The organism is Castellaniella sp. GW247-6E4, assembly GCF_040276065.1.
GTDB lineage: Bacteria > Pseudomonadota > Gammaproteobacteria > Burkholderiales > Burkholderiaceae_B > Castellaniella.
The window spans coordinates 322,081-335,499 of the sequence record NZ_JBELOI010000001.1; the positions used below are offsets into that span (position 1 = coordinate 322,081).

General features: G+C 67.7%; 11 protein-coding genes. 7 read left to right on the plus strand and 4 right to left on the minus strand.

The genetic code is table 11. The features are described 5' to 3' along the window. Window positions 1-210 precede the first annotated feature (210 nt). Both eno and ftsB read left to right on the plus strand, forming a co-directional pair. A complete protein-coding gene (eno, locus tag ABS761_RS01480) occupies window positions 211-1,497 on the plus strand; it encodes a phosphopyruvate hydratase (RefSeq protein ID WP_350406182.1) in 1,287 nt (428 codons plus the stop codon). A gap of 18 nt (window positions 1,498-1,515) precedes the next feature. Then, window positions 1,516-1,800 (plus strand): cell division protein FtsB, encoded by a 285-nt coding sequence (gene ftsB, locus ABS761_RS01485; RefSeq protein ID WP_350406183.1) that lies wholly within the window; start codon window positions 1,516-1,518, stop codon window positions 1,798-1,800. Between the two features lie 16 nt (window positions 1,801-1,816). On the opposite strand, the gene ABS761_RS01490 is transcribed toward ftsB, so the two are convergent. From ABS761_RS01490 to ABS761_RS01505, 4 genes are all read right to left on the minus strand, one after another. After that, entirely contained in the window at window positions 1,817-2,800 is a 984-nt protein-coding gene (locus tag ABS761_RS01490) for a hypothetical protein (protein WP_350406184.1), read from the minus strand. A gap of 109 nt (window positions 2,801-2,909) precedes the next feature. Next, the gene (gene hslO, locus ABS761_RS01495) at window positions 2,910-3,827 is read right to left on the minus strand and encodes an Hsp33 family molecular chaperone HslO (RefSeq protein WP_350406186.1); all 918 of its coding nucleotides are present in this window, start codon (window positions 3,825-3,827) and stop codon (window positions 2,910-2,912) included. Further along, the gene (locus ABS761_RS01500) at window positions 3,824-4,342 is read right to left on the minus strand and encodes an RDD family protein (protein WP_350406187.1); all 519 of its coding nucleotides are present in this window, start codon (window positions 4,340-4,342) and stop codon (window positions 3,824-3,826) included. The genes hslO and ABS761_RS01500 overlap by 4 nt, the downstream gene beginning before the upstream one ends. Window positions 4,343-4,422: 80 nt before the next feature. Beyond that, entirely contained in the window at window positions 4,423-5,316 is an 894-nt protein-coding gene (locus tag ABS761_RS01505) for a dihydrodipicolinate synthase family protein (protein WP_350406188.1), read from the minus strand. Between the two features lie 259 nt (window positions 5,317-5,575). On the opposite strand from ABS761_RS01505, the gene kdpA reads away from it, so the two are divergent. The 5 genes from kdpA to ABS761_RS01530 are packed head-to-tail and all read left to right on the plus strand — an operon-like array spanning window position 5,576 to window position 13,360. Further along, the gene (kdpA, locus tag ABS761_RS01510; RefSeq protein WP_350406189.1) at window positions 5,576-7,282 is read left to right on the plus strand and encodes a potassium-transporting ATPase subunit KdpA; all 1,707 of its coding nucleotides are present in this window, start codon (window positions 5,576-5,578) and stop codon (window positions 7,280-7,282) included. A gap of 33 nt (window positions 7,283-7,315) precedes the next feature. Then, window positions 7,316-9,349, plus strand: coding sequence for a potassium-transporting ATPase subunit KdpB (gene kdpB / locus ABS761_RS01515; protein WP_350406608.1), 2,034 nt, complete (start codon window positions 7,316-7,318; stop codon window positions 9,347-9,349). A 10-nt stretch (window positions 9,350-9,359) separates the two neighbouring features. Then, a complete protein-coding gene (gene kdpC, locus ABS761_RS01520; protein ID WP_350406190.1) occupies window positions 9,360-9,992 on the plus strand; it encodes a potassium-transporting ATPase subunit KdpC in 633 nt (210 codons plus the stop codon). Window positions 9,993-9,996: 4 nt separating this feature from the next. Further along, the gene (locus tag ABS761_RS01525) at window positions 9,997-12,657 is read left to right on the plus strand and encodes an ATP-binding protein (RefSeq protein ID WP_350406191.1); all 2,661 of its coding nucleotides are present in this window, start codon (window positions 9,997-9,999) and stop codon (window positions 12,655-12,657) included. Continuing rightward, window positions 12,647-13,360 carry a response regulator gene (locus ABS761_RS01530; RefSeq protein ID WP_350406192.1) on the plus strand — a complete coding sequence of 238 codons (714 nt, stop codon included), beginning with the start codon at window positions 12,647-12,649 and terminating at the stop codon, window positions 13,358-13,360. The genes ABS761_RS01525 and ABS761_RS01530 overlap by 11 nt, the downstream gene beginning before the upstream one ends. Window positions 13,361-13,419 lie beyond the last annotated feature (59 nt).

The window sequence follows — 13,419 nt, forward strand, 5'->3', positions numbered from 1 at the left end:
TGAATGAGCTGAACGGCAAGAGGTGAACCGGTCCGGTGGGCCCGGGCCAGACGTCCGGCGCGCAACGATGCCGCGATGTCGCGCGGCTTGCTGGGCTATGATGAGAACAGCCCGCCTCCGGGGTAGACTGGCCCCCCGGACACCCGGGTAAAATACCCGGGCTTTGCGTTTTTTCACGCAACCCCTCAACACAGGCAGGATAGTCAGATTATGAGTGCAATCGTAGATATCATCGGACGCGAAATCCTGGATTCACGCGGCAACCCCACTGTAGAGTGCGACGTGCTGCTCGAGTCCGGTGCGATGGGCCGGGCGGCCGTTCCCTCGGGCGCCTCCACCGGGTCGCGCGAGGCAATCGAACTGCGCGACGGCGATGCGGCCCGCTACCTGGGCAAAGGCGTCCTGCGGGCGGTCGAGCACGTCAACACCGAGATTTCCGACGCGCTCATGGGCCTGGACGCCCAGGAGCAGACCTTCATCGACCGTACCTTGATCGACCTGGACGGCACCGACTCGAAAAGCCGCCTGGGCGCCAATGCGATCCTGGCGGCGAGCATGGCCGTGGCGCGCGCGGCGGCTGACGACGCGGGGCTGTCGCTGTATCGCTATTTTGGCGGCAGCGGCCCGATGCAGATGCCCGTGCCGATGATGAACGTCATCAACGGGGGGGCGCACGCCAACAATACCCTCGACATGCAAGAGTTCATGATCCTGCCGGTGGGTGCCGCGAGTTTTCGCGAGGCGCTGCGCATGGGTGCCGAGGTCTTCCACGCGCTCAAGAAAATCATCGGCCAGCAGGGCATGTCGACCGCCGTGGGCGATGAGGGCGGCTTCGCGCCCAATGTGGCCAATCACGAGGCGGCCATCGAGCTCATCCTGAAGGCCATCGACGCGGCCGGCTACGAGGCTGGCTCGCAGATCGTGCTGGGCCTGGATTGCGCCAGCTCCGAATTCTATCGCGACGGCAAGTACCATCTGGCGGGCGAGGGCGGCATCGCGCTCGGCTCCCAGGACTTTGCCAACCTGCTCGCCTCCTGGTGCGACAAGTACCCGATCATCTCGATCGAGGACGGCATGGCCGAGGACGACTGGGACGGCTGGCGCATCCTGACCGAGCAGCTCGGACGCAAGGTACAGCTCGTGGGCGATGACCTGTTCGTCACCAATACCCGGATCCTCAAGGAAGGCATCGACCGGGGGATCGCCAATTCCATCCTCATCAAAATCAATCAGATCGGGACCCTGACCGAGACCTTTGCGGCGATCGAGATGGCCAAGCGCGCCGGCTACACGGCGGTCATTTCGCACCGTTCGGGCGAGACCGAGGATTCCACCATCGCCGATATCGCGGTGGCGACCAACGCCATGCAGATCAAGACCGGTTCGCTGTCGCGCTCGGACCGCATGGCAAAGTACAACCAGTTGTTGCGCATCGAGGAAGAGCTGGCCGAGGTGGCCGCTTATCCCGGGCGCGACGCTTTCTATAACCTGCGCTGATCCCGCGAGGATCCGGGCATGCGCTTGCTGGTCCTCGTCCTGGCCGCCCTCACGGTGGCTGCCCAGTATCCGCTGTGGTGGGGCAAGGGCGGCTGGATGCGGGTCCACGAGCTGCAAAAGCAGGTCGCGGCCCAGCAGGAAAACACGCAGGCGCTCGCCGCCCGGAACAATGCCCTGCAGGCCGAGGTCCAGGATCTGAAATCCGGCACCTCGGCCATCGAAGAGCGCGCGCGCGGCGAGTTGGGCATGATTCGCGAAGGCGAATACTTTGTCCAGATCCTGCCGGCCGGACCGAAACCCTGAGAACCCTCGATCCCCCTTAGGTTGAGGGCGGATCGCAGGTGAGGCCCTCGCCGGGTGGCGCTCCGTCCGCGTCTTTGGCCGCGGACGGCGGCTGATCGCCGGCACCGGCTTTTTTGTCCGCCGGCGTGCCGCTATCGAGGCTATCCGCGCCGGTCGCCGGCGCGAGGCCGGGCCCTGGCACACCGGGCACCGGCCCGGCTTCGTTGTGGATGGGAAGACAGGCCGGCGCCCCGGCCCGGCAGCCGGAGGCGTGCGCGGCCCCAGTCGGCGCCGACCCCTCATGCACGACGCGGCCGTCGGCGAGATCCGGCCAGCGCGCGGGGTGCGAGTGCATGGCCAGCATCGTGCTGCGCATGATCGGCAGCAGGCCTTGCGCCAGCACCCGCTGGCGGTAGTCCGATGGCGCGGACGGCCGCGCCATCAGTCGCAGCACGGCGGCAACGCCCGGCAGCAGCGGGCGGTGAGGCCAGGTCAGCTCGAGCGCGAGCGTGTTGGCCTCGAAGATCGTGTCCCCCGACGTGGGCCCACGGCCTTCGGGCCAGCCTTTTGCGCGATCGCGCCGGTATTGCTCGTCCTGGCGGTCGTTGCGGATGGTGGCCAGCCTCGCCGGCGCGCCGCGCGCGCCCAGGTCTGCGTCCGCGTGATCCAGGAAGGCGGCCCGCGCCGGCCGGACGATGCGGATTCTCCAGGGCAGCCCATCCAGTGCGTGGCGCCGCCATGCCAGGGCGGCCTCCAACTGTGGAGGCTGTGGGTGGAGAATGCGCAGCGCCCGTTCGAAGGCCTGCGCCAGCGCGGCGGGCTCGGCCTGACGCGTGATGGCCGCGCGGCCCGCCTCGACCAGCGCGAAGCCGAGGGACTGCCTGAGAAACAGCCAATGGGCGGTTTCGATCCCGCCCGCGCCCAGCAGCAGGACAGGCAGGGCGGTGAGCAGGAATCCCGCCATGCCCGCGCCGCGCTGGCGGGCCGTGGCGGCGCGGGACGGGACGATATGGGTGCGCATGTCCTGGCGGTCTCGGATGGCCTCGATGGCCCGCCAGTGTCCGTGACCGCCGAACGCCTGTCGATTGTGGAAACCGCGCGGACCGCCGTGCGCGGCCCCAGCGCCCGCGCTAATGCAGGGTGCGGCCCGGTTCCTGGGGGATCTGAGGGCTGTCGGTGAACAGCATGGCGCAGTCCACCGCATCGAAGGCATAGGGCTTGCCGCAGAAATTGCAGGCAATCTGGACCTGCTCCTGTTCGCGCAGGATGCTGTCGATCTCGGCGCGCCCCAGGGAGCGGAGCATGTTGGCGACGCGCTCGCGCGAGCACGGGCAGTGCCAGCGGACCGACCGGGGCTCGAACATGCGCAGGTCGTCCTGCCAGAACAGCCGGTGGATGAGGGTCTCGGTGTCTTCGGCCAGGAGCTCGGCTGCTTGCAGGGTCTCGGCCAGGGCGACGAACCGCTCCCAGCTCGGCTCGGCGCCCGGTTCGGCGGCCTGGCCTCCGGTCTCGGGCATGCGCTGCAGCAGGAAGCCCGCGCAATGCCGCTCGTCGGCCGCCAGCCACATGCGTGTGTCGAGCTGCTCGGAGTTGCGCATGTAGTGCTCGAGCGCCTCGGCCACCGTTTCGCCCTCCAGGGGCACGATGCCCTGGTAGGCCGGCGTGCCGGCGGCGCGTTCGGCCGGATCGAGCATCACCATGAAGCGGCCCTGGCCGTCCGCATTGAGGAGGGTCTGCAGCGTGCCGTCGGCGGGAATGTCGGCACCCTCGCGCACGTGGGCGGTCGCACGCAGGCCCAGATCGGCGGTGCATTCCACCACGATCAGGCGCGCGGGGCCGTTGCCCTGCAGTTGCAGGACGATCGAGCCGTTGAATTTGATGTTGCTCGCCAGCAGGACCGCGGCCGCCGCGAGCTCGCCCAAGAGACCACGGAGCACGGGCGGGAGGTCCTGGTGCGCCAGGCCGGTGCGCCAGGCGTCCTCCAGGCGCACCGCCTGGACACGGGTTCCGTGGTCGAGGGCGAGGTATTTGTGCAAGGTGTCGCTCATGGTTGCGCCGTCGCTTTGAGATCGACCAGCCTGGTGCCCAGCAGGCGATCGTGCAGGAACTGTCCCTGGGGGTCGAACCAGGTCCAGATGAAAATCGAGAAGGGCGCCGCCACGATCAGCAGGTCCATCGAGGCGTAGCCCGTGGCGGCCGACAGGCGGCTGACGAGCCAGGCGGCCAGCAGCGGCAGCGGCCACATCAGCAGGTAGCGCAGCAGCATCCTCGAGAGAGGCACCGGTGCCCGATCCTGTCCGATCAGGCGGATGTCCCAGGTCTTCATGGGCAGGGTCTGGCCGCCGTGGCGCCAGCACAGAATGAAGTACAGGCCGATCGCCAGGAAGGCGACACCCTGGCGCGCATGGCGCAGCGTCAGGGCCTCGCGGCTCTGGGTCAGAGTGTCGAGCAGATAGGATGCGAGAAACAGAACGCCAAAAAGCAGGACGCCCTCATACATCATGCAGGCAAAGCGCCGCAGGCGGCTGGGGACGGGCGGGGTGGGCGACGGGCTGGCGGGCATGGTGCAAAAGAGTATCGGTAAAACCCCCTATTATCCTGCAAAAACGTGGCAGGCAAGGCCCGCCGGCGCAGAGAGGCGCGTCATGCCAGCTCCAGCGCGTCCAGCAGTTCGCCGAGCCGCCGGCGCGCGGCGCCGTCCACGGCCTGGAGCGGCAGCGGCAGGCAGGGCCGCTGCGTCAGGCCGCGCAGCTCGGCCGCCGCCGCCATGACGCGCAGGCCGCCGCCATGCTCGCCACACAGCGTCCACAGCGGCTCGAGGCGTTCGGAAAGCCGTGCGGCTTCCTCGGCGTGGCCCGCCCGGGCCGCTCGGGTGAGCGCCAGCGACACCTTGGGGAACAGGCCGCCGATGACCGAGTACCAGGCGTCGCAGCCGGCATTGAGGCCGGTCGCGGCAAGGGCATCGCGGCTGACCCCGATGGTGACATGCGAGGGAATCAGGGCGCGCAGGCGCTCGACGCGCGCCTTGGCGGCCTTGGGCTCGGCCGGCACGCCGGGAATCTTGATCGAACCCACCCGGGGGAGCTGGGCGATACGGCCATGCAGTTCGTCGCTGAACTCGAAGCGCGTGGTGCCGGGGTTGTCGTACACGCACAGCGGCACCGACAGTTCGCGCGTGACGGTCTCGTAAAGCCCGAAGACCTCGTCCTGCGTCAGCCGCTGGTATGACACGGGCGCGAGCAGCACGCCGCCGGCCCCGGCCTTTTGCGCATCCTCGGCCAGGGCCAGCACGTCACGGGTGCGCAGAGAGTCGATGCCGATGATGACCGGCACGCCGCTCGCATGCTGGATGGCCAGCCGTGCCACCCGCGCCCGTTCGGCGCGCGTGAAGTAGACGTAGCTGCCGGTGGAGCCGAGCGCGCAGATGGAGTCGACACCCGCGGCGGCCAGCCGCTGGACCAGTGTCGCGAAGGCGGTTTCATCGATGCCGTCCTCGCTGGTGGGGGTCAGGGGGAATGCGCTGAGGCCGGAGAACATGGGCGGGCTCCTTGGGTCGTTGACAACGGTCGGGTCGGGAGGCCGGCGGACCAGGGGCCTGGACCGCCGGGTCCAGATCGATATTGTCGCCATCCTTGCGGCCGCGTGCCAGCGGCGTGCGGATCGTGGCCTGAACGCATCCGGTTGGCCCCAAAATTTACGAAGAATTGATGTGTACCGCTCGACACGGGAATGGAAACGTTATGCCATCGGGTTCGAAAATATTGAAACCGCCGGTCCGGCTTTCAGGACAATGCTCATGGCCGAGTTCCTTGTCGTCTTTGCCTGCGCCATTGCGCTCGCCTGGCCGTTGGGCCGCTATCTGGCCGTGGTCATGCGTGGCGCGCCGATGCGCGGCGACCGCGTATTCGGCCTGGCCGAACGGCCGCTGTATCGGGTGCTTGGCGTCGATCCCGCGCAAGGCATGGATTGGAAGGCGTATGCCGGTGCCTTTCTGCTGAGCAATGTGGTGCTGGGGGCACTGGTCTGGGTCATCTTCGTGACCCAGGCGCGCCTGCCGCTCAATCCCAATGCGGCGCCGGATATGCGCTGGGACCTGGCGCTGCATACGATGGTGTCATTTCTGACCAATACGAATCAGCAGCATTATGCCGGCCAGGCACAACTGTCGCATCTGGCGCAGATGACCGGCATCGTCGGCCTGCAGGTCATCACCCCGATGATGGGGCTTGCCTTGGTGACCGCGACGCTTCGAGGCTTGTTCGGCGGCCGTCGGCCGCAACACGGCCCAGGCGGGGACGACACATGCGAGGTGGATGTCGGCAACTATTGGGCTGATGTGATCCGTCCGTCCGTGCGCGTGCTCCTGCCGCTGTGCCTGCTGCTGTCGCTGCTGCTGACCTGGCAGGGTGTGCCGTCCACCTTGCAAGGGGGGCCGGTGGCGGCGCCTCTGGATGCCAGTGCGCACATGCGGGAGCAGAAGATCCCCTTGGGGCCCGTGGCGGCGATGATCGCCAGCAAGCAATTGGGCACCAACGGCGGCGGCTGGTATGGCCCGAACAGCACCGTGTCGCTGGAGAATCCCACGCCGCTGTCGAATGTGCTGGAAACGCTCGCCATCGTCCTGTTGCCGATGGCCGTGACCGTCATGGCCGGATCGCTGGCCGGCCGCCGCGGCGTCACCGCGCTGGTGTTTGGCAGCATGCTGGCGATGTCGCTGGTATCCACCGGCGTCGCGCTGTGGTCCGAAGGCTATTCCGCCACCGCGGCCGACGGTGCCTTGATGGAGGGCAAAGAGGTCCGCCTCGGCGTGGATGCCTCCGCCCTGTGGAGCGCCGTGACCACGCAGACCAGCAACGGCTCGGTCAACGCCATGTCCGATACGCTGGCACCGTTGACCGGCCTGGTGATGATGGGCGATATGCTGGTCAATGCCATCTGGGGCGGCATCGGCTGCGGCTTGCAGCAATTTCTCGTCTATCTGTTGCTGTCTGTGTTCCTTGCCGGCCTGATGACCGGGCGCACACCGGAATTGTTCGGGCGCAAGATCGAGGCCCGGGAGGTGAGGCTGCTGGCCGCACTGGTGCTGCTGCAGCCTTTGGTCGTGCTGGGTTTTAGCGCGGCGGCCCTGGCGATGCCGTCCATCGTCGGAAACTCCAACCCGGCCTTCCACGGCATCAGCCAGGTGTTCTACGAGTACACCTCGGCCTTTGCCAACAATGGTTCGGGGTTCGAGGGCTTGGGCGACGCCACGTATTGGTGGAACCTGAGCGCCGCCGTGGTGCTGGCGCTGGGGCGCTATCCGGCGCTGATCCTGCCGCTGGCGATTGCGGCAATGCTGGCGCGCAAGCGGGTGGCGCCCGAGGGCCCTGGGACTCTGCGCGTCGAAACCCCGACTTTCGCCGGGACGCTGATCGCGGTGATCGTGATTTTGACGCTGCTGCAATTCATGCCCATGCTGGTGTTGGGGCCGGTGGCCGACCACCTGGCCCTGGCGGTGCAATAGGAGCCATGTGCCGTGATCGAACCTTTCACTTCCTTGATCCCGCGCGGCAGTCGTACGGCGCTGCTCGATGGCGCCGGCGCCAGGGCGGCCGTTCTCGGCGCCTTCGCCAAGCTCGCGCCATGGCATGCCTTCAGGAATCCGGTGATGGCCGTGGTCTGGCTGGGCACCTGGCTGTGCGCCGTGCTTACCCTGCTGGGCAAGAGCGCCCCGGGCATGGGTTGGAGCGTGAGCGCTTTACTGCTCCTGACCGTGCTGTTCGCCAACTTTGCGGAGGCCGTGGCCGAGGCGCGCGGGCGCGGTCAGGCCGCCGCGCTGCGCAAGGCGCGCCGGGATCTGGTGGCGCGGCGCATCACCGACGCCGATGACGTGCGGGGTGCGCAAACCGTCGTCGCCGCCGAATTGAGGCCGGGGGACCTGGTCGTCGTCTCCGAAGGCGGGGTCATTCCGGGCGACGGGGAGATCGTGCGTGGTCTGGCCACCATCAACGAGTCGGCGGTGACGGGCGAGTCTTCGCCGGTGCTGCGCGAAGCCGGCACCGACCGCTCCGGCGTGATCGGCGGCACGAAGGTGCTGTCCGACGAAATCGTGATTCAGATCACCGCGCAGGCCGGCAATAGCTTCCTCGATCGCATGATCGCGCTGGTCGAAGGCGCGAACCGCCAGAAAACCCCGAACGAAATCGCTCTCGGCCTGCTGTTGGCGACGATGACCTTGTCCTTTCTGATCGTGGTCGCCACGCTGCCGGCCATCGCCGGTTTCGTCGGCGTGCGGCTCGATCCCTTGTTGTTGGTCGCGCTGCTGGTGTGCCTGATTCCGACCACCATTGGCGGCCTGCTGCCCGCCATCGGCATCGCCGGCATGAACCGTGCGCTGTCCTCGAACGTGCTCGCCAAGTCCGGCAAGGCGGTGGAGGTTGCTGGTGATGTGGATGTGCTGCTGCTGGACAAGACCGGCACCATCACCCACGGAGACCGCCAGGCCACGGCATTTCATCCACTGGCGGGCGTCGATGCCGGCCACTTGCGCGCGGCCGCCTTGCTCGCCTCCCTGGCCGATCCGACCCCCGAGGGCAAGTCCATCGTCAAGCTGGCGCGCCAGTCCGATGCGGTCCTCGATGAGCCGGTGGGCGCGCACTTTATCGCCTTCAGCGCGCAGACTCGCATGTCCGGCGTGGACCTGGCCGATGGCCGTGGCATCCGCAAAGGCGCCATGGACGCCATCCTGCACCATGTCGGCGCGCCGGACCGCGGCACGTCCGTGGAACTGCGGCTGCGCGTCGAGCAGGTGGCACGCAAAGGGGCCACGCCGCTGGTGGTGGCCGATGGCCGCCATGTGCTCGGCGTGGTGGAGCTCTCCGATGTGGTTAAGCATGGCATCAAGGAGAAATTCGCGCGCTTGCGGGCCATGGGCATCAAGACGGTGATGATCACCGGGGACAATCCGCTGACCGCCGCCGCGATCGCCGCCGAGGCTGGCGTGGACGACTACATCGCCCAGGCGAAACCCGAGGACAAGCTGGCCCGCATCCGTCAGGAACAGGCCGCCGGCCATCTGGTGGCGATGGTGGGCGACGGCACCAACGACGCCCCGGCACTGGCCCAGGCCGATGTCGGCCTGGCGATGCACTCCGGCACGCAAGCGGCGAAGGAAGCCGGCAATATGGTGGATCTGGATTCCGACCCGGCCAAGCTGCTGGCGGTGGTGGAAGTGGGCAAGCAGCAACTCATCACCCGTGGCGCGCTGACCACGTTTTCACTGGCCAATGACGTCTCCAAGTATTTCGCTATCCTGCCGGCGCTGTTTGCCGGCGCCATCCCCTCGATGGCGGCCTTGAACATCATGGACCTGTCCAGTCCGGCCAATGCGGTTCTGGCGGCGCTGATTTTCAATGCCATCATCATCCCGCTGCTGATTCCCCTGGCGCTGCATGGCGTGCACTTCCGCCCGGCGGCGGCCAGCGCGCTGCTGCGCAGAAACATGCTGATCTATGGGGTTGGCGGGGTGCTGCTGCCGTTTCCGTCGATCAAGCTGATCGACCTGCTGCTGGCCGCGACCGCCGGCACCTGAGGAGGGCCAAATGTGGATCGACATATCCCGCGCGGCGGCGTCCGCACAAGCCTCCCCGCATGGCGGCAGGCCGCTGCGCGCGGCGTTCGGCCTGGCGGCGATCACGCTGCTGGTGTTTGGCCTGGCCTACTCGCTGGCGGCCACCTATATGGGCCGGGTATTGTTCCCTCGGGCGGCCACCGGCAGCATGATCGAGCGCGGCGGCAAAGTGATCGGCTCGGTGCTGGTGGCGCAGCCCTTTGCCAGCGACCGCTACTTTCATCCCCGTCCCTCGGCGGCGGGCTACGACGTGATGGCGCTCGCGGGCAGCAACCAGGCGCGCACCAATCCGGACTTGCGCAGGCGGCTGGATGCGGCGCGCGCCGCGGTTGCCGCCCGCGAAGGCGTCGCGCCGGACGCGGTGCCCGGCGACCTCGTGACGCAATCCGGCAGCGCCATCGATCCGCATATCAGCCCGCAGGCGGCCCGCATTCAGATCGCCCGCGTGGCCAGGGCGCGCGGCCTGGATCCGCAGCGCCTGGCTTCTCTGGTCGAGCGCCATGTCCAAGGGCGGCAACTCGGTCTTTTCGGTCAGGCCCGGGTCAACGTCCTGAGCTTGAACCTGGCACTGGATGCCTGGCAGGCAACGGGCGGTGTACATTGAGCATATGAACGAGGATCGTGGCGCGAAAGCCGATGCGCTGGCCGGTGAGCTGCGCCGCCAGGAGGCGGGCCGCCTGACCTTGTTCCTCGGCGCGGCACCGGGCGTCGGCAAGACCTACGCGATGCTCGCCCGCGCCCGCGAATTGCAGCGTCAGGGCATCGACATCGTGGTCGGTGTGGCCGAAACCCATGGGCGCAGCGAGACGGCGGCCCTGATCGAGGGCTTGGAGGTCGTGCCGCGCAGACGCATCGACTATCAGGGCCACCCGCTCGAGGACATGGACATCGACGCCGTGCTGGCGCGGCGTCCGCGCATCGCCCTGGTCGATGAACTGGCGCACCGCAACGTGCCAGGCAGCCGCCACGAGCGGCGTTGGCAGGATGTGGTCGAATTGCTGGATGCCGGCATCGATGTCTACACGACGGTCAACATCCAGCACCTCGAAAGCCTCAACGACATCGTTCATCGCATCACCGGCGTGCGGGTCGGCGAGACGGTGCCCGATGTGGTATTCGATCGCCTGCGCGACATCCGCCTGGTGGATTTACCGCCTCGGGAATTGATCGAGCGCCTGCATCAGGGCAAGGTCTATCTGCCCGATCAGGCGGGGCGCGCCTTGCAAGCCTTTTTTTCACTTTCGAATTTGGCGGCGTTGCGCGAACTGGCGATGCAGACCGCCGCCGATCTCGTCGAGGACGATGTGCGGGAGTCGCAGGCCGCGCGTGGCCTGCCGGGCATTGCGCTGCGCCGGCGCGTGCTGATCGCCATCGACGGGCTGGGCGCCTCCGAGTATCTGGTGCGCGCCGGGCGCCGCATCGCCGAACGCCGTGATGCGCCCTGGAGCGTCGTGACGGTGCAATCCGGCGCCGTCCACCCGGCCCGCCAAGCCGAGCTGGACCAGGCCTTTGCGCTGGCGCGCAGCCTGGGCGCCGATACCGAGGTCCTGCATGGCCCGCGCACCGCGGATGTTTTGCTCGACCATGCCGGGCGCGAGGGCGTGTCGACGATTGTGGTGGGACGCACCCGTGAGCGCCCATGGGCCCGGATGGTCAACCGCACCCTGACCCAGCAGTTGCTGCAACGCGGCGCGCACTACGAACTGGTCATCATCAGTTCCCCGCAGGTGAGGGTCCGCGCCCAGCAACGCGCCAGAGCTTCGATTTGGCGCTTGCGGCGGCGAGACGCGCTGCTGGCGGTCGCCGCTGCCGCCGTGTCCACCCTGCTGGCGTGGCTTGCGGAGCATTGGGTGGGTCTGGAGGACTTGTCGATGGTCTTCATCGTCGCCGTGGTGCTGGTGGCCTCCCGCACCCGCATGGCGGCGGCGGTGCTGGCGGCGATGCTGTGCTTCCTGAGCTATGACTTCTTCTTCATCGACCCGAAGCTCACCATTTTCATCGGCGCGCGCCAGGGGCTCGCCACGGTGCTGCTGTTCTTGCTGGCGGCGTTGGTGGCCGGGCGTCTGGCCTCTCAGTTGCGCATGCAGGTGCTGGCCTTGCGTGCGGCCAATGCCCACGCGACGGCATTGCAGGATCTGGGGCGTCAATTGAGTGCGGCAGCGGATTTAGGATTGGTGTTGAAGGCGGGGCGCAGCGCGCTCGAGCGTGCGCTTGGCGCGGATGTCTGGCTGATTGCCGGCGGGGCCGATGAAACCACCCGTGGCGCCGTCCTTGCGGAGATCGATCGCGCGGCCGCGGATTGGACGCTCGCGCATGGGCAAGCCGCCGGGCGCGGCACCGATACCCTGGCGGGCGCGGCCTGGTGGTTCCTGCCGCTGCGCAATGGCCGGGACACGATCGGCGCGATGGGGCTCAAGTTCAGTGCGGGGCCGAAACTCTCGGCGATGGCCTTCCGTCGCCTGGCCGAGGCCATGGCCGCGGACATCGCCCAGGCTGTGTTGCGCGCCTCGCTGGTGGTGGATCTGGAAAACGCGCGTATCGTCAACGAAGCCGAACGCCTGCGTTCGGCGCTGCTGTCCTCGGTGTCCCATGACCTGCGTTCGCCGCTGGCGGCGATGGTGGGATCGGCCGGTAGCCTCGCCAACTATGCCGGCGCCATGGACGACGCGGATCGCAAGAGCCTGCTCGATACCATTTTGCTCGAAGGCGACCGCCTGGACCGCTACATCCAGAACCTGCTCGACATGACGCGGCTGGGGCATGCCGGCCTGACCCTGAACCGCGATTGGATAGGTGTCGATGAGTTGATCGGGTCGGCGGCCGGCCGCCTGCGCCGGTATCAGCCCAGCGTGACGCTCGAGGTGAATCTCGATGCGGGCTTGCCGGCGATATGGGTTCATCCGGCCTTGATCGAGCAAGCCCTGTTCAACATGCTGGAGAATGCCGCCAAGTTTTCGCCGCCGGGCGAGGCGATCGACATCGCCGGGCGCGTGATCGGCGAAAACCTGCAACTCGACGTGTGGGATCGTGGGCCGGGCATTCCAGAATCCGAGCGTGGCCGCGTGTTCGATATTTTCTACAGCGTCGAGCGCGGCGACCGCGGGCGCCAGGGCTCGGGCCTGGGCCTGACGATCGCGCGCGGCATGGTGGGCGCCCATGGCGGCCATATCGAGGCGCTGCCCGGGCCGGATGGGCGCGGCACCCTGATCCGCGTTACGCTCCCCTTACTGCAACCGCCCCCGCTCCCCAGGAGCCTGGATGCTGACTGATCCCTCCCGGAATGCCGCGCATATCGTGGTGATCGATGACGAGCCGCAAATTCGCAGGCTCCTCGACATCAGCCTGCGCGCCCAGGGGTACGCGGTTGCTTTGGCGGCGACAGGCAAAGAAGGGCTCGAGGTATTGGCCAGCCATGGTGCCGATCTGGTCGTGCTGGATATCGGCTTGCCCGATATGGATGGCCATGAGGTGCTGCGCGACCTGCGCGGCTGGTCGCAGGTGCCCGTCGTCATGCTGACCGTGCGCTCGAGCGAGTCGGAAAAGGTCGCCGCGCTGGATGGCGGCGCCGATGACTATGTCACCAAGCCTTTTGGCACCCAGGAACTGATGGCCCGCGTCCGCGTGCTGCTGCGTCAGCATGCGGGTGGCGACGCGGATGCCGTTGTTTTCGACGATGGTCGCTTGCACATCGATCTGTCGCGGCGCGAGGTGCTCCTGGATGGCGGGCGCCTGGCGCTGGGGCGCAAGGAGTACGCGCTGTTGGCCTTGCTGTTGAAGCATGGCGGATGCGTTGTCACCCAACCACAGATCCTGAGGGAATTGTGGGGATCGACCCATGTCGGGGACACGCACTATGTGCGGGTCCTGGCCGGCAAGCTGCGGCAGAAACTGGGCGACGACGCGGCGCGGCCGCGCTGGATCGCGACCGAGCCGGGCGTGGGCCTGAGGTTCATTCCGAAAGCCGACGCGTAGTCTCTCGGCGCTAGGGGAATGGCCCAATGACGAGGCCCGCGACCGGTGTGGACCGGGCG